The sequence below is a fragment of the Amycolatopsis bullii genome (assembly GCF_014654205.1).
Lineage (GTDB): Bacteria > Actinomycetota > Actinomycetes > Mycobacteriales > Pseudonocardiaceae > Amycolatopsis > Amycolatopsis plumensis.
Map to the genome: position 1 here is coordinate 57,289 of NZ_BNAW01000037.1, position 21,778 is coordinate 79,066.

General features: G+C 73.3%; 19 protein-coding genes. 7 read left to right on the forward strand and 12 right to left on the reverse strand.

Annotated elements, in window-relative coordinates:
* Positions 1-52: 52 nt before the first annotated feature.
* The 4 genes from IE317_RS31360 to IE317_RS31375 form a co-directional block, all read right to left on the reverse strand.
* Positions 53-1,186, reverse strand: a complete 1,134-nt coding sequence (locus tag IE317_RS31360) for a serine hydrolase domain-containing protein (protein ID WP_191314970.1) — start codon at positions 1,184-1,186, stop codon at positions 53-55.
* Between the two features lie 2 nt (positions 1,187-1,188).
* A complete protein-coding gene (locus IE317_RS31365) occupies positions 1,189-3,870 on the reverse strand; it encodes a bifunctional acetate--CoA ligase family protein/GNAT family N-acetyltransferase (RefSeq protein WP_191314971.1) in 2,682 nt (893 codons plus the stop codon).
* Between the two features lie 2 nt (positions 3,871-3,872).
* A complete protein-coding gene (locus IE317_RS31370; RefSeq protein WP_191314972.1) occupies positions 3,873-5,042 on the reverse strand; it encodes an acetoin utilization protein AcuC in 1,170 nt (389 codons plus the stop codon).
* Positions 5,043-5,445: 403 nt separating this feature from the next.
* A complete protein-coding gene (locus IE317_RS31375) occupies positions 5,446-6,291 on the reverse strand; it encodes a sulfurtransferase (RefSeq protein ID WP_191314973.1) in 846 nt (281 codons plus the stop codon).
* A gap of 113 nt (positions 6,292-6,404) precedes the next feature.
* On the opposite strand from IE317_RS31375, the gene IE317_RS31380 reads away from it, so the two are divergent.
* The 3 genes from IE317_RS31380 to galE all read left to right on the forward strand — a co-directional run bounded on the left by IE317_RS31380 (position 6,405) and on the right by galE (position 9,382).
* Positions 6,405-7,121 (forward strand): metal-dependent transcriptional regulator, encoded by a 717-nt coding sequence (locus IE317_RS31380; protein ID WP_020644897.1) that lies wholly within the window; start codon positions 6,405-6,407, stop codon positions 7,119-7,121.
* Positions 7,118-8,302, forward strand: coding sequence for a galactokinase (gene galK / locus IE317_RS31385; RefSeq protein WP_191314974.1), 1,185 nt, complete (start codon positions 7,118-7,120; stop codon positions 8,300-8,302). Before IE317_RS31380 ends, galK begins: the two co-directional genes overlap by 4 nt.
* Before the next feature lie 99 nt (positions 8,303-8,401).
* The gene (gene galE, locus IE317_RS31390; RefSeq protein WP_191314975.1) at positions 8,402-9,382 is read left to right on the forward strand and encodes a UDP-glucose 4-epimerase GalE; all 981 of its coding nucleotides are present in this window, start codon (positions 8,402-8,404) and stop codon (positions 9,380-9,382) included.
* Positions 9,383-9,514: 132 nt separating this feature from the next.
* On the opposite strand, the gene IE317_RS31395 is transcribed toward galE, so the two are convergent.
* Positions 9,515-10,567 (reverse strand): DUF4192 domain-containing protein, encoded by a 1,053-nt coding sequence (locus IE317_RS31395; protein ID WP_191314976.1) that lies wholly within the window; start codon positions 10,565-10,567, stop codon positions 9,515-9,517.
* A gap of 204 nt (positions 10,568-10,771) precedes the next feature.
* Entirely contained in the window at positions 10,772-11,626 is an 855-nt protein-coding gene (locus tag IE317_RS31400) for a M23 family metallopeptidase (protein WP_191314977.1), read from the reverse strand.
* 95 nt (positions 11,627-11,721) lie between these two features.
* On the opposite strand from IE317_RS31400, the gene IE317_RS31405 reads away from it, so the two are divergent.
* Positions 11,722-12,834, forward strand: coding sequence for a sensor histidine kinase (locus tag IE317_RS31405; protein ID WP_191314978.1), 1,113 nt, complete (start codon positions 11,722-11,724; stop codon positions 12,832-12,834).
* Positions 12,831-13,472: a response regulator gene (locus tag IE317_RS31410; RefSeq protein ID WP_191314997.1), complete on the forward strand. Its 642-nt coding sequence runs from the start codon at positions 12,831-12,833 to the stop codon at positions 13,470-13,472. Before IE317_RS31405 ends, IE317_RS31410 begins: the two co-directional genes overlap by 4 nt.
* Before the next feature lie 135 nt (positions 13,473-13,607).
* Here IE317_RS31410 and IE317_RS31415 read toward each other — a convergent pair whose 3' ends face one another.
* Together IE317_RS31415 and IE317_RS31420 are read right to left on the reverse strand one after the other, a co-directional pair.
* On the reverse strand, positions 13,608-14,273 hold the full coding sequence (locus IE317_RS31415; RefSeq protein ID WP_191314979.1) for a YdcF family protein: 666 nt from the start codon (positions 14,271-14,273) through the stop codon (positions 13,608-13,610).
* Positions 14,273-16,069, reverse strand: a complete 1,797-nt coding sequence (locus IE317_RS31420; RefSeq protein ID WP_191314980.1) for a Xaa-Pro dipeptidyl-peptidase — start codon at positions 16,067-16,069, stop codon at positions 14,273-14,275. Before IE317_RS31420 ends, IE317_RS31415 begins: the two co-directional genes overlap by 1 nt.
* 84 nt (positions 16,070-16,153) lie before the next feature.
* Between IE317_RS31420 and IE317_RS31425 the strand changes: the two genes are divergently transcribed.
* The gene (locus tag IE317_RS31425; RefSeq protein ID WP_191314981.1) at positions 16,154-17,710 is read left to right on the forward strand and encodes a DUF4139 domain-containing protein; all 1,557 of its coding nucleotides are present in this window, start codon (positions 16,154-16,156) and stop codon (positions 17,708-17,710) included.
* Between the two features lie 40 nt (positions 17,711-17,750).
* On the opposite strand, the gene IE317_RS31430 is transcribed toward IE317_RS31425, so the two are convergent.
* The 3 genes from IE317_RS31430 to pdxR all read right to left on the reverse strand — a co-directional run bounded on the left by IE317_RS31430 (position 17,751) and on the right by pdxR (position 20,140).
* Positions 17,751-18,182, reverse strand: a complete 432-nt coding sequence (locus tag IE317_RS31430; RefSeq protein WP_191314982.1) for a CBS domain-containing protein — start codon at positions 18,180-18,182, stop codon at positions 17,751-17,753.
* 102 nt (positions 18,183-18,284) lie between these two features.
* Entirely contained in the window at positions 18,285-18,731 is a 447-nt protein-coding gene (locus IE317_RS31435; protein WP_191314983.1) for a hypothetical protein, read from the reverse strand.
* Entirely contained in the window at positions 18,728-20,140 is a 1,413-nt protein-coding gene (pdxR, locus tag IE317_RS31440; RefSeq protein WP_191314984.1) for a MocR-like pyridoxine biosynthesis transcription factor PdxR, read from the reverse strand. Before pdxR ends, IE317_RS31435 begins: the two co-directional genes overlap by 4 nt.
* A gap of 82 nt (positions 20,141-20,222) precedes the next feature.
* Here pdxR and IE317_RS31445 point away from each other — a divergent pair, with 82 nt between their 5' ends.
* Positions 20,223-20,795: a TIGR03086 family metal-binding protein gene (locus tag IE317_RS31445; RefSeq protein ID WP_191314985.1), complete on the forward strand. Its 573-nt coding sequence runs from the start codon at positions 20,223-20,225 to the stop codon at positions 20,793-20,795.
* Here IE317_RS31445 and IE317_RS31450 read toward each other — a convergent pair.
* Positions 20,788-21,765, reverse strand: coding sequence for a neutral zinc metallopeptidase (locus tag IE317_RS31450; RefSeq protein WP_191314986.1), 978 nt, complete (start codon positions 21,763-21,765; stop codon positions 20,788-20,790). The genes IE317_RS31445 and IE317_RS31450 overlap by 8 nt on opposite strands.
* Between the last annotated feature and the right edge of the window lie 13 nt (positions 21,766-21,778).

The following is a 21,778-nucleotide window of genomic DNA, read 5'->3' on the forward strand; positions in this document are numbered from 1 at the left end:
GGCTTGCGTGCCTGGGCGGTCGGCTCACCGGCCGACCCTCCCGGTACGGGCGCTAGCTGGCCGCGTAGGTCCAGAATTCCTTCATGAGCGGGGTGGGCTCGGGGCTGGTCAGCTCGACCTGGGTCAGCAGCACCGAGACCGTGCCCGTCGCCGGGACCAGGTGCAGCGCCGTGCCCGCGCCACCGACCCAGCCATAGCGGCCGGGGATCTCCCACGGCTCCTTCGCGTCGACGTCCACCGAGCCGCCGTAGCCCCAGCCCTGGCCGTGCAGGAACGGCCGGGCCGCCGTCCGCTGGGCGGGGGTCAGGTGGTCGGTCGTCATGCGGTGGACCGACTCCGGCGTCAGCAGGCGGTGGCCGCCCGCCGTGCCCTCGTCGCGCAGGAACCTCGCGAACGCCAGCAGGTCGTCGGCCGTCGAGACGAGCCCGCCGGCTCCGGACGGGAACGGCGGCGGGGCGCTCCAGCGGCCCTCCGGCGAGTCGATCAGCCGCAGCCCCTCCTCGCCGCGGCGGTAGGCGCTGGTGAACCGGCCGAGCGCCGCCGTCGGCACGGCGAACCCGGTGTCGGCCATGCCGAGCGGCTCGAACAGCCGCTCCGCCAGGAACTCCGGCAGCGGGCGGCCGGCCACCCGCGCCATCAGCACGCCCTGGAGGTCCGAGCCCGTGTCGTAGAGCCACGCCTCCCCCGGCTGGGACAGCATCGGGACCTGCGCCAGCGCCGCCAGCCACTCGTCCGGCGACAGCGCCCGCGGGGACGCCGCCGGGCGGCCCAGCACCTGCAGCAGCAGGTCGACCGCGGGCAGCGTCATGTCCCCGGTGAGGCCGTACCCGCACCGGAAGGTGAGCAGGTCGGCCACCGTGATCGGGCGGGCGGCCGGCACGACGTCGTCGACCGGGCCGTCCGGCGTGCGGACGACCACGGGAGACGCCAGCTCCGGGAGCCACCGCACGATCGGGTCGTCCAGGGCCAGCTCGCCGTCGTCGACGAGCAGGAGCACGGCCGCGGCGGTGATCGGCTTGGTCAGGGACGCGACGCGGAACAGCGAGTCCCGCGCCATCGGCACGGTGCCCTCGGCGTCGGCCGAGCCGGCGGCCGCGGCTTCGACCTGCTCGCCGCGGGCCACGAGGGCCACCGCGCCCGGCAGATCGCCGAGGTGCCGGGACAGGAGCTCGGACAGCGCAGCCATGGTCAGTCCTGCGGGTTGATCGCGCGCAGCCGGCGCGGGCCGGTGTCCGGCCGGGACGGCGGGGCGCCCAGCACGAGGCGGGCGTTGGCGACGAAAGCGCCGTCCGGCGAGGCCAGGATCGGGTCCAGCACCAGCGACCGCACCTCCGGGTTGTCCTCGGCCAGCGCGGCCACGCGCAGCACCATGTCCTGCAGCGCGGCGAGGTCGGCCGGCTCGTCACCGCGGTAGCCGGTGAGCAGCGGCGCCGTCCGCGGCTCGCTCAGCAGCGTCGCGGCGTCGACGTCGGTGAGCGGGACGGCCCGGTACGCGCGGTCGCCGAGCAGCGTGCTGACCAGCCCGGACAGCCCGAACGAGACGAGCGTGCCGAACGACGGGTCGTCCTGCAGGCCGATCACACACGAGAGGCCCTTGGGCGCCATCCGCTGGACGTACACCTCGTCGTCCCCGGAGACCTCGCGCAACGTCTCGTACGCCCGGCGCACCGAGTCTTCGGACGCCAGGTCGAGCCGGACCCCGGCCAGGTCGGGACGGCCGCGCAGCCGCTCGTCGACCGCCTTGAGCGTCACCGGGTAGCCCAGCTCGCCCGCCGCCGCGACCGCCTCGTCCACAGTGGACACGATCCGGAACGGCACCACGTCGATGCCGTAGCAGTCCAGCAGCCGCACGACTTCGGCGTCCGAGAGGAGCGTCGTCTTGCCGCTGTCGGCTTCGAGGAGCTCGCGCACGATGCCCTGTGCCTGCTCGGTGTGGATCCCGGCGGGCCGCACCAGCGTGCCCTGCGGGCGTTGCCGCCACGCCGCGTACCGCACGACCCGCGCGAGGGCGTTCACCGCGCGTTCGGGGCTCGGGTACGACGGGATCGATCCCCGAGTCGGCACGCCGTCGCCGGACAGGACCGCGAGTTCGTCGGGGACGCCTTCGGCGGCGAGGAACGTCGAGACGATCGGCTTCCGCTCCCCCAGTTCGACGACGGTCTCCCGCAGCGCCCGCGCGTACGCGGTGCCGGGGATGGCGATCGGCGGCGCGAACACGACGACGAGCGCGTCGGTCTCCGGCGAGGTGAGGGCCTCGCGGACAGCCTTGGCGAACTCTTCCGGCGCGGCCTGCGGGCCGACGTCCACCGGGTCCGACGCCAGCCGCAGGCCCTGCATGCGCGCGGTGTCGGCGGCCAGGAGCCCGATCGCACTGGAGTTGCCGACGATCGCGACCCGCGGCCCGGCGGGCAGTGGCTGGTGAGCGAAGACGAGCGCGGTGTCGAACAGCTGCGCCAGCGACTCCACCCGGACGACCCCGGCCTGCTCGAACAGCGTCTGGACGCTGGCCTCGTCGATCTCCGTCGACGTCGCCGCCAGTTGTGGCCGGACCGCGTGCCGCCCGGACTTGACCGCGACGATCGGCTTCGTCCGGGCGAGGCGGCGGGCCAACCGCGCGAACTTGCGCGGGTTGCCGAAGGACTCCAGGTAGAGCAGCACGAGGTCGGTGTCCGGGTCGGTCTCCCAGTACTGGAGCAGGTCGTTGCCCGACACGTCGGCGCGGTTGCCGGCCGAGACGAACGTCGACAGGCCGAGACCGCGCGCTTCGGCGTCGGCGAGGATCGCGGTGCCCAGCGCCCCGGACTGGCAGAAGAAGCCGGTGCGCCCGCGGCCGGGCAGGCGCGGCGCGAGGGTGGCGTTGAGCCGGACGCCGGGCGCGGTGTTCAGCACGCCGAGCGCGTTCGGGCCGACCACGCGCATGCCGTGCGCCCGTGCCTCCCCGACCAGCCGCAGCTCGGCGTGCAGGCCGTGCGGGCCGGCTTCGGCGAACCCGCTGGAGAGGATCAGCAGCGTCTTCACGCCCTTCGCCAGGCAGGCGTCCAAAACGGACTCGACGGCCTCGGCGGGCACCGCGACGACGGCCAGGTCGACCGGGTCCGGGATGTCCAGCACCGACGGGTACGCGCGGACACCGCGGACCGACCGGTGCTCGGCGTTGACCGGGTAGACGGTGCCGGTGAACGCGGCGACCAGGAGGTTCGCGAAGGCGACGTGGCCGACTTTGCCCGGTTCGGTGGACGCGCCGATCACCGCGACCGACTTCGGGTGCAGGAGGTTGTGCACGCTGCGGGCCTCGGCCGCCTGCTCGCGGGACCGCGCGACGGCGAGGGACTCCTCGGTCGGGTCGATGTCGAACTCCAGGTGCAGCACGCCTTCCTCGAATTCGCGGCTGACCTGGTACCCGGCGTCGCGGAACACGCGCACCATGGCGGCGTTCTCGGCGAGCACCTCGGCGACGAACCGGCGCAGCCCGCACTCCGACGCGGCCGCGGCGAGGTGTTCCAGGAGGATCGAGCCGAGCCCGCGGCCCTGGTGGACGTCGCTGACGACGAAGGCGACCTCCGCCGACGGCCCGTGGTCCAGCCGTTCGTACCGGCCGACCGCCACGACGTCGTCGCCCAGGAAGGCGGCGAACGCGACCCGGTCGTGGTGGTCGACGGTGGAGAAGCGCTTGAGGTCCTTTTCGGGGATCCGCGGGTAGGCGCCGAAGTAGCGGAAGTAGCGGGTGCGCTCGGAGAGCTTCGCGTGGAAGGCGACCAGGCCGTCGGCGTCGGTGGGGACGATCGGGCGCAGGTGGACGGTGCCGCCGTCGGACAGCACGACGTCGGCCTCCCAGTCGCGGGGGTAGTCGAAGGGGTCCCGTCCGGCCATGGTCAGTCCCTGGGGTCGTCCGGATCGAGGCCGTGCAGCGGGAAGACGGCGCGGCGGGTGTCCCGGACGGCGATGTCGACCGGGTCGTCCTCACCGTCGCCCCACGGCTTGAATCCCGTGTCGCGGTCGTCGGACATGGTCTGCGGCAGCTCGGCGTGCGGGGCGGCCTTGGTGACGGTTTCCCGCCAGCCGGGCGGCAGCGGCGTCGCCGGGTCGACGTCCCGGTCGAGGACGGTGGCGATCAGGTGCGTCCAGGACCGGGGGACGACCCGGATCAGCTGGTAGCCGCCCCCGCCGACGGCGATCCACTTCCCGCCGGCGTAGGTCTCGGCGAGGTCCCGGAGGGTGGCGTAGATGGTGCGGTGGCCGTCGACGGACAGCGAGAGGTCGGCGAGGGGGTCTTCCTCGTGGGAGTCGACCCCGCACTGGGTGAACAGCAGCTGCGGTTCGAAGTCGGCGAGCAGCGAGGGGACGACGGCGTGGAAGGCCCGCAGCCAGCCAGGGTCTTTGGTGCGCGGCGGCAGCGGAACGTTGACGGAGGTGCCGTCGGCCTTCCCCCGGCCGGTCTCGGCGGAGTAGCCGGTGCCGGGCCAGAGCGTGAAGGGGTGCTGGTGCATCGAGATGGTGAGGACGCGGGGGTCGTCGTAGAAGGCGGCCTGGACGCCGTCGCCGTGGTGGACGTCGGTGTCGATGTAGGCGATGCGCTCGAAGCCGTGGTCGAGCAGCCAGGAGATGGCGACGGCGCAGTCGTTGTAGACGCAGAAGCCGGCGGCCTGGTCCCGCATGGCGTGGTGCAGGCCCCCGGCGATGTTGACGGCCCGGCTGGCCTCGCCTTCGGCGACCTTCCGCGCGGCGAGCAGCGTGGACCCGACGACGAGGGCGGAGGCATCGTGCATGTCGGAGAAGACGGGGTTGTCGGAGGTCCCGAGCCCATGCCCGACATCCCACCCGACCAGCGGAGCCTCCCGCACGGCGGCGAGGTATTCGGGGGCGTGCACGCGGAGGAGCTCTTCGTCCCCGGCACCGCTGGGGACGAGCAGTTCGACCCCGTCGAGCACGCCGAGCTCGGTGGCCAGCCGGACGGTGAGCTCCAGCCGGACGGGGTTGAACGGGTGATCCCCGCCAAGGTCATAACCCAGCAGGGCCCGATCCCAAACAACGGCCGGCGACATGCGATCGACTCTAGTGCCGATCGCCGGGATGCGTGGAGTGGAAGATGCGGTAGGCGGCTTTTCGGCGCGGGTGGCGCACGCGAGCAGGCTCGGCCCGCGAGCGGCCTGGCAGGCCAGCGCGGGCAGCTCGGCGCGGTCGACCAGGCACGGGCGACCCGGCCCACCGAGCACATGCGGCCTGGGTCGGCCGACTGGGCGCGCGGGCAGCCCACGCGGCCCGGCCGAGCCAGCGCGAACTCGGGTTGCCAGCGCCGCCAGGAGTGTGGCCCGGCTTGGGGAGCGTGCGCGCAGTCCAGCGCACGCTCCCCAACCCAGCCGACGCGAGCGGCTCGGGTCGTGGGCGTGGCCGGGTGCGTTGCCCGGCTCGGCTGAGCGCCTCTCCCCCAAGCCGGGCGGGTTCGGATCAGCCCGGGAGGGTGCCCGTGGCCGCGGGGCGGTTCGGGTCTCGGGACCAGTGGGACCACGAGCCCGCGTACAGGCCCGCGCCCGGGTGGCCCGCCAGCTCCAGAGCCAGCACCACCGAACTCGCCGTCACACCCGAGCCGCAATAGGCGCCGACCGGCTCGCCGGGGCGCAGGCCCAGGTTCGCGAACCTCGCCGCCAGCTCCTCCGGGGCGCGCCAACGGCCGTCGGCGCCGATGTGGGCTGCGAACGGGGCGTTCACCGCTCCCGGGATGTGGCCCGCCCGGGGGTCCACCGGTTCCGTCTCGCCCGCGTAGCGCGGGGTTGCGCGCGCGTCGAGGAGGAGGCCGTCGCGGGCCAGGGCGGCTGCTTCGTCCGCGTCCAGGACCGGCATGCCTCCCGGGTGGACCGTGATGTCGCCCGGCTCCGGCCGCGGCTCGTCCGTGCTCACCGGGTGCCCCTCCGCCGTCCACGCTGCGTAACTGCCGTCGAGGACCGCCACCTCGGTGTGGCCCGCCCAGCGCAGGAGCCACCAGGCCCGCGCCGCCACCGAGCCGTCCGCGTCGTCGTACGCCACCACCGGGACCCCCTCCCGTACGCCCGCCGCGCGCAGGTCGCGCTGCAGGTCGGCCGGGTCGGGCAGGGGGTGGCGGCCGCCCTCGCCGGGCTCGCCCGCGAGCACGCTGTCGAGGTCGGTGAACACCGCTCCGGGCACGTGACCCTCGCGGTAGGACTCGGCGCCGGGCGGGCCGGCGAGCCGCCAGCGGACGTCGAGGACCACGGGACGGTCTCCGGCCGGGCCGGCCAGCGCGGTGGCGAGGTCGGTGGTGCTGATCAGCGGACGCATGCCTCCCATCTTCCAGCGGCCGCCCACCCGGCCGCGCCGGGGTGCGGACATTTCCCCCACCGGCGAGTTGTTACCCGTGAGGGCCGCCGCTGCTGCCGGGGTCAACGACTACGATGAGCAACGCGGACGAAGGGGACAGCGTGAACGATCTCATCGACACCACCGAGATGTACTTGCGTACCATTTACGAACTCGAAGAAGAAGGTGTCGTTCCGCTGCGCGCCCGCATCGCCGAGCGCTTGCAGCAGAGCGGCCCGACCGTGAGCCAGACCGTCGCCCGGATGGAGCGGGACGGGCTGGTCGTGGTCGCCGACGACCGGCACCTCCAGCTGACCGACCACGGCCGGGAACTCGCCATCGCCGTGATGCGCAAGCACCGCCTCGCCGAACGCCTCCTCGTCGACGTGATCGGGCTCGAGTGGGAGCACGTGCACAACGAGGCGTGCCGGTGGGAGCACGTGATGAGCGAGGCCGTCGAGCGCAAGCTGGTCAAGCTGCTCGACCACCCGACCACCTCCCCGTACGGCAACCCGATCCCCGGCCTGGACAAGCTGGGCGACGGCGACCCGGCGCCGCCCGCGGAGGCCGACCTGGTCCGGCTCGACGAGTTCGCCCGCACCGGCGGCGGCCGCGTCGAGATCCGGCGCATCGCCGAGCACGTCCAGCTCGACGAGTCGCTGATGACCGAGCTCAAGTCCGTCGGCATCGTGCCCGGCGGCACCGTCACCGTCGGCAAGGCCAACGGCGGCACCATCGAGGTCACCGGCGGGGACACCACCGCCCAGGTCGCCAGCTCCGCGCTGCACGCCGTCCTGGCGCAGGCCCGATGAGCCCCGCCACCGATGCCGCCGCGGCGTTCCGCACGATCCACGGCACGGCGCCGGCCGGCGTCTGGTCGGCGCCCGGCCGCGTCAACCTGATCGGCGAGCACACCGACTACAACGACGGCTTCGTGCTGCCGTTCGCCCTGCCCCACCGGCTGGCCGCGGCGGCGTCGCCTCGCGAGGACGGCATCCTGTCCGTGGCCACGCTGGGCGACGACGGCCAGCTCCAGCGCAGCGGCGAGCTCAAGATCGCCGACCTGGCGCCGGGCAGCGTCGACGGGTGGGCCGCGTACCCGGCGGGCGTCGCCTGGGTGCTGCGCGACCAGGGCTTCGCGAACGGGGCCGACCTGGTCATCGCCGGGGACGTGCCGTCCGGGGCGGGCCTGTCCTCCTCCCACGCGCTCGAGTGCGCGGTGTCGCTGGCGCTGCTCGGGCTGGCCGGCCTGGAGCTGGACGGCAGCCGCACCGACGCACCGACGCGGCCCCAGGTCGCCCGGTGGGTGCAGCGGTCGGAGAACGACTTCGTCGGCGCCCCCACCGGCCTGCTCGACCAGACGGCGTCCCTCTGCTGCACCGAATCCCACGTGCTGTTCCTCGACGTGCGGTCGGGTGAGCAGGAGCAGGTGCCGTTCGGCCTGGCCGAGGCCGGGCTGCAGGTGCTGATCATGGACACCCGCACGAAGCACTCGCACGCCGAGGGCGGGTACGGCGAGCGCCGCCGCGGCACCGAGCGGGCCGCCGAGCTGCTCGGGGTGAAGGCGCTGCGCGACATCACCATCGACGGTCTCGACGACGCCCTCGACCGGCTGCCGGAAGACCTCGTGCCGCTGGTGCGGCACGTCGTCACCGAGAACCAGCGGGTGCTCGAGACGGTCGAGCTGCTGCGCGCCGGGCGGCTGGCCGAGATCGGCCCGTTCCTGGACGCCTCGCACGTCAGCATGCGCGACGACTACCGGATCTCCACGGCCGAGCTGGACCTCGCGGTCGACTCGGCGCGGGCGGCCGGCGCCCTCGGCTCGCGGATGACCGGCGGCGGCTTCGGCGGCTCGGCGATCGCGCTGGTCCGCGACGCCGACCTGGACCGCGTGAAGGAAGCCGTCGAGGCGGCGTACGAGAAGGCCGGTTACCGGCGGCCGCGGATGTTCACGGCGGTGCCCTCGCGCGGCGCCGGCCGCGACGAGCTCTGACACCGCGCGGGTCCGCCCGGGGCAACCCCCGCGCGGACCCGCGCGTCGTCGAGGGGGAAGACTGTGCCCCACAGTCACCCTCGGCAGGAAGGCCTGGAAGTGTCGGAGCAGAGCAACGCCCTGAAGCTGGTCGTGACGGGCGGAGCCGGGTACGTCGGAAGTGTCTGCGCCGCCCGGCTGGTCGAAGCCGGGCATCAGGTCACGGTCGTCGACGACCTGTCCACCGGGCACGCCGACGCCGTCCACCCGGACGCGCGGTTCATCGAAGGCGACGCCGCCGAAGTGGCGGGCAGCCTGCTGCGCGAAGGCTTCGACGGCGTGCTGCACTTCGCGGCCAAGTCGCTGGTCGGCGAGTCGATGACGGAGCCGGCGAAGTACTGGGAAGGCAACGTCGTCACGTCGCTGCGGCTGCTGGAGGCCATGCAGGAGCACGGCACGCCCCGGCTGGTGTTCTCCTCGACCGCGGCGACCTACGGCGAGCCGGAGCAGTCGCCGATCCCGGAGACGGCGCCGACCCGGCCGACCAACACCTACGGCGCCACGAAGCTCGCCATCGACGCCGCGATCACCAGCTTCGCCGCCGCGCACGGCCTGGCGGCGGTGAGCCTCCGCTACTTCAACGTCGCGGGCGCGTACGGCAGCTTCGGCGAGCGCCACACCACGGAAACCCATCTCATCCCTCTCGTTCTCCAGGTCGCCACGGGCGACCGCGAGCGCATCCAGATCTTCGGCGACGACTACCCGACGCCGGACCACACGGCGGTGCGCGACTACATCCACGTCGTGGACCTCGCGGACGCGCACCTGCTGGCGCTGAAGCACGCCACCGCGGGCGAGCACCGCATCTACAACCTGGGCAATGGCACGGGGTTCTCCGTTCTCGAGGTGATCGAGGCCTGCCGCGAGGTGACCGGCCACCCGGTGCCGGCGGCGGTGGCCCCGCGCCGGGCGGGCGACCCGTCGGTGCTCGTGGCGGCCAGTGACCGGGCGCGCGAGGAGCTGGGGTGGAAGCCGGAGCGGACTGACCTTGCCGGGATTGTGCGGGACGCCTGGGAGTTCACCCAGTCTCGGCGGGGCTGACGCTGCGCTGACCTCGCGGCGGCCGGTGGGCTGGGACTTCGGCGCCCGGCCTCACCGGCTGTCGGAGGTGCCACCCTTGCTCGGTGAAGGTGGCCACAGAGGACACCCAGCAGTGCCAACGCGCGCCGGCCCTCATGCCGCATCATCCACGTCGAAGTCCGCCGGCTCGAGGCCGAAGCCGACGAGCGGACCCGCTGCCGCGGCGGCCAAGCCGCGGATCACCTCTGGGGGCGTTCCGCTGTTCAGCACCCTCTTCAGCAGCGATGCCAGCACGTGGTCCGGTGCCGCTTCGAGGGCGTTGTCCAGGGCCATGCCCGCGAATGTCCCGTCGCCGCGGAGGTATGCCGTGAAGCCCAAAAGGGCCGCCGGTTCTGCTCGGTGTGGGGGTGGGAGCTCGCGGACCAAGGTCAGCCACAGGTGCTCGGCCTCCCGGGCCGATGCCGCCGCCGGAGGGACCGCCATCGCCAGGCACAGGTCGCGGATTTCGGGGAGCTTCAACGCGCTGGCGAGCTGGACCGCTTCTTCGTCCGTCGGTGGCCCTTCGTCTCGGCGCTGTCGGTCGAAGGCCGCGCGGACCACTGCGGCCGCGTCGTTGATGCGGGTGGCCGCCGGCCAGGGTGGGGATGTCAAGGCGGACAAGCGATCCGCGCGGCGGGTGAGTGCCTCCGGTGAGCGCGGGGCCAGGAGTGCCTCGAGCTCCTCGCGGCTGTCGAACGCCACTGTGCCGCACTCGGTCGCGGCCGCCGCCACGACCGTCGTGCGCGGGTCCGGCAGGACGCCCGCGCAGTCTTCGACGCGGTAACACGCCCAAGGGGCGCCCGTCTCGATGGTGGGCGTCCACAGCGCGTGCAGCACCGGGAGGCCGGACTCCTCCAGCTCCCGCGCCAGTTCGCCAACGAAACCCGCGTGGGGCGGCGGCTTTCCGGGTCTTCGCCGTCCGCCGACGATCACCACGGTGACGCCCACGTGGCGGCCCGCGGCGAACCGCGGGACCAGCGCCCGCGCCTGGCGGGCCCGGTGTTCGCGGCGGGGCAGGTCACCGCGCAGCACCAGGCCGGGGCGGTCGCCCGGGTCCTGGTGGCCGAGCAGGACGACGGATTTTTCGGGCCGGAAGCCGATCAGGTACGGGAGTGCGGCCAGCAGCTGCGCGGGGTCCCGGAGGTCGGCCGGGGTGGTGGTGGTCATGCCTCCACTGTGGGGCAGGACGCGGCCGGATGGGGCGGTGGCGGGAAATCTGTGGATGGACGGGGCCGATGTGGACGGAAACCGCCCGGCGGCGGCCGGGCGGGACGTTTTTGTCGGTGGGGCGGGCTATGCTGCCCGGCCCCACCGGCCGGCTACTCGTCATCTTGCGGGGATCCGGGTGGCGATGCCCCGGCTGCCACCGGTTCAGCCGCAGTGCTCGAACCCGCTCTCGTAGCTGTTGGCGCCCACCGAACCGCCCCACTTCACGCAGGTCGAGTCGGCGGTCTTCTTCACCGGCCCGGCGTAGTAGGTGAAGCTGCCGGAATCGGTCGCCCGGGTCCCGCCCTCGACCTCGAGGAACGCCGCGACCGGGCTGGCCGTGCCGAGCGACGTCGCCTTCAGCGTGGTCACGCAGTTCGCCTTGGTGGAAGCGTTGTACAGCAGGTAGGCCGTGCCCGAGGAGTTGGCCAGCGCCTGCTGGTCCACGACGGAGAAGCCGTCACCGCACACCTCTTCGGCCGAGTACGGGTTGCCGCCGCAGCCGTTCTTGCTCGTGAAGCTGGTGTGGCCGTAGTACGGCACGGCGACGCCGTTCAACTTGGCCTTCTGCACCACGCCGTCCAGGCGCTCTTCGAAGTGCAGGTGCGGGCCGGTGACGCCGCCGGTCGCGCCCGCCTTGCCGAGCTGCTTGCCGCCCGCGACCGACTGCCCGACGGAGACCTCCTGGGCCGACAGGTGCGCGTACCGGGTGCGCCAGCCGCCGCCGTGGTCGACCTCGATCCACTTGCCGTAGCTCGTGCTGCCTTCGTCGGCCACCCGGGTCACCGTGCCCGACGCCGCCGCGAGCACCGGCATGCCGGTGATGCCGTCCTTCTGGAAGTCGACCGAGTACGCCGGGCTGTGCCCGCTGAACGTCGCGGCGGTCACCGTGACGCCGCACTTGAACGGCACCTGGAAGTTGGGCGCGGCCGAGGCGGTCGCCTGGCCGGCGAGGGTGAGGCCGAGCGCGGGGAGCGCCGCGGCGGCGGCGAGCAGGGCGAGCCGTCGCAACCTGGACATGGGGGAACCTCCTGACAAACGGGACAACTTGACTCCACGAAGGGAAGTCCCCGTCGGTACATTTTCCGTACAAGCACCCGCGGAGGACTGCCGAAATGACGACCCGACCAGCCGTGTTCCCCCGGGCTCAGGGCTGGTTGCGCTGGGTCCTCGTCGCGGTCCCGATGGTCGCCGCCATGCCCCGCGCGGACACGCGCGCCTGGCTCCTGATCGGGTTCACCCTCGCGCTGTCGATCCCGTTGCTGTGGATCCACGAAACCCGTGTCCGCCTGCTGACGACGGCGGTGCCCCTCGCGGTGATCGCCGGCACGGGCGCGCTCTGGGTGCTCCTGCCGAGCAGCTGGGCGTCGGTGGCGATGTTCAGCACCACCTTCTTCGTGGTGCTGCGGCAATCCCCCGTGCCGATCGTGCTGGCGGTCGGGCTCGACCTCGCGGCGATCACCCTCGGCGCGGCCCGCTACGACGTGTGGCGAGGGGCTCTGTCGACGTACGCGGTCCTCGCCGTGGTCGTGCTGATGGGGCTGAACCGGCGCACCCGCCTCGCCCGCATCGAACAGACCGAACTGGCGCTGGCCCGCGCGCAGACCGCCAACGAGGAGCACGCCCGCGCCGCCGCGCTCGCCGAACGCGCCCGCATCGCCCGCGAGCTGCACGACGTCCTGGCGCATTCACTGGCCGGGCTGGCGCTGAACCTGCAGGGCGCGCGGCTGATGCTGGTGCGCGACGGCTCGAGCCCGGACGCCGTCGCCCAGATCGAACGGGCCCAGCAGCTGGCGGCGGAAGGCCTCGCCGAAGCCCGGAAGGCCGTGGCGGCGCTGCGCGAGGACGCCGTCGGCGTCGAACGCGCGATCGCCGACCTCCTCGCCGCGTACCGGCTCGACAGCGGCGCCCGCGCCGATCTCGCGGTCGAAGGCGAGCCGCGCGAACTGGACCCGGCGGTCGGCACCGCGCTGGTCCGCGCGGTGCAGGAGGCGCTGGCCAACACCCGCAAGCACGCGACGCACGCCGAAGTGGACGTCACGCTCGGCTACGCCGACGGGTCGGTGGAGCTGACCGTGGCCGACCGGCAGGGCAGGCGCCCGCCGGCCGCCACCGCGGCAGGCTACGGTTTGCGCGGGATGGGCGAACGGGTCGCGCTGCTCGACGGGCGCCTGGAGAGCGGGCCGGGGGAGGACGGATGGCGGATTCACCTGACGGTGCCGGCGTGACGCTGCGCGTCGTGCTGGCCGACGACCAGGCGGTGGTCCGGGAAGGCCTGGTCACGCTGCTCGGGCTGCTGCCCGGCGTCGAGGTGGTCGGCGCCGCCGCCGACGGGCTGACCGCGCTCGAACTCGTCGCCGAGCACCACCCCGACGTCGTGCTGGTGGACCTGCGGATGCCGCGCTGCGACGGCGTAGAGACCACCGAACGCATCCGCGCCGGCCACCCGGGCACCGAGGTCGTCGTGCTCACCACCTACGCCGACGACGAGTCGCTGCTGGCTGCGCTGCGCGCCGGTGCCCGCGGGTTCCTCACCAAGGACGCCGACGCCGAGTCCATCGCGCGGGCGCTGCGCTCGGCCGCCGCCGGTCAGTCCACAGTGGACGGGGAGCTGCAGCGGCGGCTCGTCGAAGCCGCCGCCCGCAGCGCCCCGCAGCGCGTCAAGGAGGTCGAAGGCCTGACCGCGCGCGAGATCGAGGTGCTGCGGCTGATCGCGGCCGGCCTGTCGAACACCGAGATCGCCCGCACGCTGGTGGTCAGCGAGGCGACCGTGAAGACCCACGTGAACCACCTGTTCGCCAAGGCCGGGCTGCGCGACCGCGCGCAGGCGGTCGCGTTCGCCTACCGCGCGGGCATCGCCGGCTGACCCCTCACGGCGCTGGCGGGATGTTTGCGTTGTGGTGGAACGCGTTCCGCGGGTCCGGCGGGCCGCACCACCACCGCGAGGCGGCGGTCGATCTCCCCGTTCCGAACCGACCGCGCGACGTCGTAACCGTGACGTTCAGTGATCGTCGACGCGGACAGTGACCAGCCGTTGCGTGAACCCGGCCTCGACCAGCCTGCCGAACGCCCGCTCGACGCCGGGCGGCACCCGCTGCGGGATCGTGAGGCCCCGCTCGGCGTAGGCGGTGATCCGCTGGGTCTCGCCGACGAGCATGCCGATCACCCGCTCGGCCTCCTCGCTCCCGGCGACGTAGTCCTCCAGCGAGACGCTCTTCGCCGCACAGACGACGTCGGCTTCGGACCACAGCCGCTTGGCCGTCGCGTACGCCCTTCGCTGCTGGTAGGGCCGCGAAACGAGCGTCACGGTCCGGACGGCGATCCCCCGCTCGGCGAGCAGCCGCCGGGTGAACGCGATGTTCTCCCCCGTGTGGCGGGCCTCGGGCTCGACGAGGATCGCCTCGTCGGGCACCCCGAGGTCCAGGGCGATCTCGCGGTAGTGGACCGCCTCGCCGCGGGGGAAGCGGTCCACCGTCGTCGGGGCGTTGGCCCCGGTGAAGACGATCAGCGGGAAGCACCCGGCGTGGAACAGCTCCGCCGCGTGGACGGCCACGCCGGGGTCGCGGCTGCCGAGCCCGATCCCGACGTCCGACCGCCGCGGCGCGTGCCGCAGGTCGTGGTAGTCCCACAACGTGCGGACGTCGGCGCGGAGGTGCTCCGGCAGCATCAGCCGAACGCGGCCCGCAGCGCCGGCTTGCCGCCGGTGACCGGGAGCGTGACCGACGACCTCGTGAGGTCGAGCGCGAGCCCCGCGCCCGGCTTCGGCCGCAGCGTGTAGTCGTGGTCGCTGGAGGCCAGCAGGAACTCCAGCCGGTGGCCGGCCGCCAGGATGTAGTCCTTCGGCATCAGGTCGACGCCGATGCGGTAGGTCTGCCCCGGCGTGATCGGCTCGGTGCGCGCGGGCGACGTGCGGTTCTGCGGGTCGGTCCAGCCGCGGGTGATGACGTGGGACGTGCCGTCGGGGGCGCGGTCGAGCAGGATCGCCGAGACGTTCGCCGCGGGCCGGTCGAAGGCCAGCGCCAGGTCGGCGCGGGCGGTGCCGGAAAGGCGCACGGCCTGCTTCGCCGCCGGAGTCGCGTACAGCAGCCGGTTGCCGGAGGACGCGAGACCGGCCAGCTGCTCGATCGTCTTCGACGAGTCGTCGGCGAGGGTTTCCGCGGCCGCGGTGCCCGGCACGGGGTGGCGCGTGTCGATCGTGCCCTTCGAGCGGCCGCCCGGCCACGGGTACACGCGGACGTCGGCGGTACCCGGCGCCGGCCAGTCGGCTTCGTCGACCCACGACTTGTCTTCGCGCTGGATCGTCGCCTTCGGCTCGTTCTGGATGCCGTTGTCGATGCCGTAGAGGTAGTGCGACATCCACTTGTTCAGCGTCGCGAGCCAGACGTCACGCCGCAGCGAGTACGGGTCCGCGTGCCCGGACTGGTGCAGCCAGATCTTGTGCTCGACGCCGCGGGCCTTGAGCGCCTCGTACCAGGTCGCGACCTGCTCGGTCTTGACGTTCCAGTCGTTGAGGCCGTGCACCGCGAGCACCGACGCGCGCACCTTGCCGACGTCGTTGCGGTAGTTCCGGACGTCCCAGAACGGCGTGTAGTCGCCGGTGACCCGGTCCTGGTCGCGGGTCAGCCCGTCGATCACCGGGCGGCAGACCTGGCGGTCGGCGCGGGTGTACACGTATTCGGCGAGCACGTCGGCGTCCTCGCCCTGGAATCCGCCGGCCGCGACCACCGCGCCGTCGTGGCGGTAATACTCGTACCAGCTGGAGATGGCCGCGATCGGAACGATCGTCTCGAGGCCTGCGACACCGGTGCTCGCGACGGCGTTGGGCAGCGTCCCGTTGTAGGAGACGCCCATCATGCCGGTCTTGCCGGTCGTCCAGTCCGCCTTCGCCGCGGCGCCGTCCGCGTCCTTCGCGGTCGTGCGGCCGTTGAGCCAGTCGACGACCGAGCGGGCCCCGATCGTCTCGTTGACGTCACCGGTGGTCGGGCAGCCGGTCGACAGCCCGGTGCCGAGCGATTCGCCGTAGACGACGGCGAACCCGCGCGCGGTGAAGTAGTCCTGGTAGCGCCAGGTGATCGGGGTGGCCGGGCCGACGCCGTGCGCGGCGACGCGCGGGCCTTCCGGGCCGCGGGCGTACCCGGGCGCGTAGAGCTCGACGTCGACGTTGTGGTTGGCCACGTCGTTGCCGCCGGCGTAGTACGGGCTGGCCTGGTAGACGACGGGCACCTTCAGGCCCTGCTGGGTCGCGCGCGGGCGCACGACCTGGGCGTGCACGAGGTCGTCGGCGCCGTCGTGGTCGCTGTCGACGGGCGCGGTGACCCAGACGTCTTCGCGGACGACGTCGGCCGGGTCGAACACCGGTTGCGCCTGGCCGCCGGTGAAGACCGGGGCCGGTGGCGCGGCTTCGGCGATGCCCGCGGTCAGCGGCAGCGCGAGGACGGCGGCGAGCAGGACTGCGGCTTTCACTCAAACCCCCAAGCCGGGCGAAGCGGACGCCTGAAGACACTTCCGCTCCGCCCGCGGGGGTGTCAAGAGACTAACGTCGGAGGCATGCCGACCGTGGAAGCGCCGATCACCGCCGTGACCGTCTACCCGCAGCGTGCGCGGATCACCCGCCGCGGCACCGCGCCGCTCGACGGCGGGCCGCGCCTGGAGTTCGCCGGGCTGCCCGTCGGCCTCGACCCGAGCTCGGTGCGCGTCACCGGCACCGGGCCCGCGCTGATCACTGGCGTCGACGTGCGTACCGAGTGGCACGCGGGCCCGGCCGACCCGGCTTTGCAGGCGCTCGTCGAGCAGCGGCGTGCCGATCAGGCCACGCTCGACAGCGTCTTGGACGACGAAGCGGCCGAAACGATGAAGGTGGATCTGCTGACTTCGCTCGCGAAGCGCAGCGGCAGCAGCTTCGCGAAGGCGCTGGCCAACGGCACCGCCGAACCCTCGCGCGTCGCGGAGGTGACGGACGCGCTGAGTGCGCGGCTGGCTTCCGCGTTGAAGGCGCGCCGGGTCCTGAGCGAGCGGATCGCGCGGCTGCGCGAAGACCTCGCCGCGCTCGACCGGCGGATCGAAGCGCACGACACCCGGGCCGGCCGGGACAGCACCTCGGTGATCGTCGAGCTGGAAATCGCCGACCCGGCCGCGGAAGCCGAGCTCGAACTGTCCTATGTGGTCGCCGACGCGACCTGGGAACCGGGCTACGACATCCGGGTGCGCGGCACCGACGTCACCGTGGTGTCGTACGGGCTGGTCAGCCAGCAGACGGGGGAAGACTGGCCGGAATGCGAGCTGGCGCTGTCGACGGCCCGGCCCGCGGTGTCGGTGGTGGTACCGGAACTGCAGCCGTGGTACCTGGACCGCGTCCTCCCGGCGCCGGCCGCGCCCGCCGCCGCGTACGGCGCAGCGGCCGGCGGGATCCCGGACGGCGTCCGGCGGCAGTACATGGCGTCGTCGGCTTCGGTGATGGAGAACAAGATGGCCGCAGTCGAGCAGGGCACGACGGCGGTCACCTACCGCCCTTCGCGGCCGGTGGCGGTGCCGTCCGGCGCGCAGGGGCACCGGACGACGTTGGCGCAGCTGGAACTGACCGCTTCGCTGGGGTACGTCACCGCGCCGGTTTTGGCGCAGGAAGCGTATTTGCGCGCCACGGTGGAAAACACCTCGGAGCACGCCTTGCGCCCCGGCCGGGCTTCGGTGTTCCACGACGCGGAGTTCGTCGGGACGACCGTGCTCGAACCGTGGGCGCCGGGGGAAGAGCTCGAACTGGCGTTGGGCGTCGACGACCGGATCCGGATCGAGCGGGAACTGGTGCGGCGGACGGCGTCCAAGGCGACGCTGTCGGGCCAGAAGCGGCGGGAGGCGGAGTACCGGATTTCGGTCGGCAACCACGGGCCCCGGGAAGCCGTGGTGACGGTGCTGGACCAGGCACCGGTTTCGCGGGACGACACGATCACGGTGAAGGACGTGAAGACGTCGCCGGATCCGGTGGAGACGTCGGCGCTGGGCGAGTTCACGTGGAAGCTGACGCTGGCGCCCGGGGAGGTCAAGAACGTGACGCTGTCCTACCGCGTGGATGTCGCGAAGGGCGTGGAATTGTCGGGCTGGCGGGAGTAACCGGCCCAGCGCCCCAAGGCGGCCTTGGGGCGCTGGGGCCTCAGCCCTGCGAAATGTAGGCCTGCAGCTGTTCCTGGCTCTGCTCCAGCTGTTCCATCCGGTTCTTCACGACGTCCCCGATGGACACGATCCCGGCCAGCCGCCCGTCGGCCAGCACCGGGACGTGGCGGATGCGGCGCTCCGTCATCAGGACCGACAGCTGGTCCACCGAATCGTCCGGGGTGCAGCTCGCCACGAGTTTCGTCATGATCTCCGACACCGGGCCGTCGAGGAGGCCCGGGCCGTGTTCGTTCAGGCGCCGCACGACGTCGCGTTCCGAGACGATTCCCGCGATCGACCCGTCCGGGGCGACGACCACCATCGCACCGACGTTGTGTTCGGCCAGTCCGGCCAGCAGCGTGGTCACCGTCGTCTCCGGGGTGACCGTCGCGACCGCCGACCCCTTCTTGCGCAGCAGATCCGCAATCCGCATGGCGATCCTTCCCGTCGGTGAGCTGGATCACCACAGGTTAGGGCCCTCCGGCGCCCCGCGAAAGTCCGGCAAACGGGGCGTCTTCGTGGTATTGGAACCGATTCAGCCGAGCCGTTCGGCCAAGCCGTCCAGGGCCAGCCGGATCCCGGCCGCGTAGTCGTCGTCGGCGAGGGCGTCCAGGCGGGCGCGGGCCAGTGCCAGCTGTTCGCGCGCCGCGGGCAGGTCGCCGAGCTTGCGGTAGTCCTCGCCGAGGTTGAGGTGCAGTGACGGGTAGAACCCGCGCACCGCCAGGGACGAGTGGTACTCCTGGGCCCGCGCGTCGGTCAGCGAATCCGCCGCGGCCAGTGCCCGCAGGTCCCACTCGAGTTCCTCGGCCGGGTCGTCGCAGACGTCGGCCATGTGGTGCGCCAGCGCGACGCGGTGCAGCGGGTCGCCGCCTTCGCCGATCGATTCCCACAGCTGCGCGAAGGTCGCGTACGCGCCGGCGCGGTCGCCGCCGATGTGCTGCCGCAGACCGGCGTCGATCGCCACCATCACGTCGTCGGTCATGCCGCTCCTTCGTCCGCCAGTGCCCGCAGCCGGGCCAGTCCCGGCTCGATCCGCTCGGCCGCGACCGCACCGTAGCCGAAGACGAGCCCGTGCCGCCGCTCCCCCACGCCGAAGTCCCCCAGCGAGTACAGCCGGACGCCCCGACGGCGAGCGGCGCGCACCAGCGGGCCGCAGTCCCTCGCCGCGACCGCGCTGAGGTGCAGGCCCGCGGACGACGGCAGCGGCGTGAGGAAGCCCGCGAACGAAGCCAGCCCCCGGACCAGCAGTTCGTGCCGGGCGCGGTAGACCTTCCGCATCCGCCGGACGTGCCGGGCGAAGCCGCCTTCGGCCATGAACGCCGCCAGCGCCGCCTGCTCGACGTTCGGGGCGTGCCAGTCGGTGAGGTAGCGGGCCTTGACCAGGGCCGGCACCAGCGACGGCGGCGCGATGAGGAACCCCAGCCGCAGCGCCGGCGAGAGCACCTTCGAAAACGAGCCGACGTACACCACCCGGCCTCGGGAATCGAGGCTGTGCAACGGTTCCAGCGGCCGTCCGGTGTAGCGGAACTCGGTGTCGTAGTCGTCCTCGACGAGCACCGCGTCGTTCCGCTCCGCCCAGTCGAGCAGCTCCAGGCGGCGGTCCAGCGACATCGACAGGCCGAGCGGGTACTGGTGCGACGGCGTCACGTACACCAGCCGCGTCCCCGCCGGGATGGCCTCGACGACGATCCCGGACGCGTCCACCGGCACCGGCGCGACCCGGACGCCGCGTGCGCCGAGCACCAGCCGCGGCGGCGGGTACCCGGGGTCCTCGACGGCGGCGAGGTCGCCGTCCCGCAGCAGCACCCGCGCGACGAGGTCGGTCGTCTGCTGGGCGCCCGCGGTCACGACGACCTGCGCCGCGCTCGCGCGGACGTCCCGCGAGACGCCGACGTGCCGGGCGATCTCCTCGCGCAGCGCGGGGTGGCCCTGCGGATCTCCGTAGGTCATCAGGTCGGCCTGGCCGGCCCGCAGCCGCTGCGTGATCAGCCGCCGCCAGGTGTCGAAGGGAAACAGCGAGAGGTCCGGGACGCCCGGCCGGAAGTCGAACTCCGGCGCCGGGGCGAAGGGCGCGGGCGGCGGCGGGACGGCGTCCCACTCCGGCAGGGGCTGCACCCCGGGGCCGTCCGGGACCGGCGAGGGGCGCTCCGCGGGCGAAGCCGTGACGAACGTGCCCGCGCCGACGCGTCCGGCGAGGAAACCTTCGGCGGTGAGCCGGTCGTAGGCCGCGCTGACCGTCGTCCGGGAGACCGCCAGCCGCTGCGCGAGCTCGCGGGTCGGCGGCAGCGCCTCGCCGGGCCGGATCCGGCCGGCCAGGATCGCCGCGCGGAGCTGCCGGTAGATCGCGTCGCGGTGGCCGCGCGTTCCGGTCAGGTCGATGTGGATCTCCACCGGTGCAGTCTAGATTGGCCCACGAAGGTTGCGGCGGATTTGGCACTGTTCGTGGTCCGCTGCCCGGCCTAACGTGCCGGATATGGATCTCCGCGAACTCGACCGCCGCACCCTGCTCGTCCTCGACAAGATGGTCGCCGGTGTGACGGCCGCCGACCTCGCCCGCCCCACCCCGTGCGCCGGCTGGACGCTCGCCGACCTGCTTCGCCACCAGGTCAGCGAGAACCACGCCTTCGCGACGGCGGCCCGCGAAGGCTCGGCGCCGGACTGGGACGCCGGCGTCCTCGGCGACGACGCCTACGCGGCGTACCGGGCGTCCGTCGAGGACTTCCTCGACGCCTTCGCCGGCGACGCCGTGCTGGAGCGGCAGCTCACCATCAACCACTTCGGCACATTCCCCGGCTCGATCGCCGCGCACATGCACCTGGTCGACACGGTCGCGCACGGCTGGGACCTGGCCCGCACGCTCGGCCTGCCCTACGAGCCGGACGCCGAAGCCGTGTACATCGCCTCGAAGCTCGCCGAGCGGATCCCGGACGAAGGCCGCGAGAAGAACGGCTCGTTCGCCCGCAGCGTCGAGGTGCCCGCGGACGCGAGCCCGCTCGACCGGTTCCTCGCCCTGCTCGGCCGCGACCCGGCCTGGTCGCTCAGCTGACCTCGCCGGCCGGGGCGCTCCAGGTGTCGCACGCCTTCGTCGCCTTGCCGTCGTAGCCCGCCTTCGCCCACGACAGCTGGTGCTCGCGCGAGCCGTGGGTGTCGCTGTTGTTGGCCCGGCCGTAGTCGGCGACCGCGGCGTTGGCCAGCGACCGGCTGATCGAGCCTGAACCGGCGACGGCCGTCAGGAACAGCGCGCCGAAGCAGTTCGCCTGCAGCTCGATCCGGCGCACGACCTCCTTGTCGGCCGTGCTGTTCTCGTCGGGCGAGGTCATCTTGTCCGACGCCGCGGACAGGATGCCGCTCTCGCGCTGGACGTGGTGGCCGTACTCGTGGGCGATCGTCGCGATGTGCCGCGCCTTGTTCAGCCCGGCGTCCGACAGCATCCAGTCGGTCGGGGCGTAGATGGTCGTGTCGCCGCCGCAGTAGTAGGCGACGGCCTCGTTCTCCGTCGGCGCCGCACCGCACGAGCTGTGTTCCGGCAGCGTCACCGAAACGGTCGCGGTGAGCGTCGGCTCGTTCGCCTTCTCCAGCGCCGGGCGCCACGACTGCTCGAGGCAGCCGACGAGCGCGTCGTAGTAGGCCTTGAGCTGGTCGGCGGCGCGGCCGAGGTCGGGCAGGGTGCAGGTGGCGGGCCCGGGGCTGATGCCGTCACCGAGCAGCGGGTTGCGCGCCAGCTCCCGCACCGCCTTCGGGGGCTTCCCGGTGTTGCCGTACGCCCGGCCGGCGTCGGTGCCCTGCGCGGCGAACGCCTGGCCGTCCACCCGGTGCGGGATGGTGGCGGCGATCAGGGAGACGGTGACCACGACGATCAGGACACCGGTTACGGCGCCCCAGAGCCGGTTGCGCGGCGGAGCGATCGGGACCGGCGGGGCGGCGGCCCAATTGGGCGCCCACGGGTTCGGCTCCGGCACCCATGCGGGTTCCGGCGGCCGGGCCGGGCCCGGCCACGGCGGTTCGGCGTCGCTCAACGGTCTCACCCTG

What these genes read in the sequence shown, in the direction of transcription:
- IE317_RS31360 (WP_191314970.1), bottom strand. Translation starts at nt 1,186, where the DNA reads ATGGCTGCGCTGTCCGAGCTCCTGTCCCGGCACCTCGGCGATCTGCCG.
- IE317_RS31365 (WP_191314971.1), bottom strand. Translation starts at nt 3,870, where the DNA reads ATGGCCGGACGGGACCCCTTCGACTACCCCCGCGACTGGGAGGCCGAC.
- IE317_RS31370 (WP_191314972.1), bottom strand. Translation starts at nt 5,042, where the DNA reads ATGTCGCCGGCCGTTGTTTGGGATCGGGCCCTGCTGGGTTATGACCTT.
- IE317_RS31375 (WP_191314973.1), bottom strand. Translation starts at nt 6,291, where the DNA reads ATGCGTCCGCTGATCAGCACCACCGACCTCGCCACCGCGCTGGCCGGC.
- IE317_RS31380 (WP_020644897.1), top strand. Translation starts at nt 6,405, where the DNA reads ATGAGCAACGCGGACGAAGGGGACAGCGTGAACGATCTCATCGACACC.
- galK (WP_191314974.1), top strand. Translation starts at nt 7,118, where the DNA reads ATGAGCCCCGCCACCGATGCCGCCGCGGCGTTCCGCACGATCCACGGC.
- IE317_RS31395 (WP_191314976.1), bottom strand. Translation starts at nt 10,567, where the DNA reads ATGACCACCACCACCCCGGCCGACCTCCGGGACCCCGCGCAGCTGCTG.
- IE317_RS31400 (WP_191314977.1), bottom strand. Translation starts at nt 11,626, where the DNA reads ATGTCCAGGTTGCGACGGCTCGCCCTGCTCGCCGCCGCCGCGGCGCTC.
- IE317_RS31405 (WP_191314978.1), top strand. Translation starts at nt 11,722, where the DNA reads ATGACGACCCGACCAGCCGTGTTCCCCCGGGCTCAGGGCTGGTTGCGC.
- IE317_RS31415 (WP_191314979.1), bottom strand. Translation starts at nt 14,273, where the DNA reads ATGCTGCCGGAGCACCTCCGCGCCGACGTCCGCACGTTGTGGGACTAC.
- IE317_RS31425 (WP_191314981.1), top strand. Translation starts at nt 16,154, where the DNA reads ATGCCGACCGTGGAAGCGCCGATCACCGCCGTGACCGTCTACCCGCAG.
- IE317_RS31430 (WP_191314982.1), bottom strand. Translation starts at nt 18,182, where the DNA reads ATGCGGATTGCGGATCTGCTGCGCAAGAAGGGGTCGGCGGTCGCGACG.
- IE317_RS31435 (WP_191314983.1), bottom strand. Translation starts at nt 18,731, where the DNA reads ATGACCGACGACGTGATGGTGGCGATCGACGCCGGTCTGCGGCAGCAC.
- IE317_RS31445 (WP_191314985.1), top strand. Translation starts at nt 20,223, where the DNA reads ATGGATCTCCGCGAACTCGACCGCCGCACCCTGCTCGTCCTCGACAAG.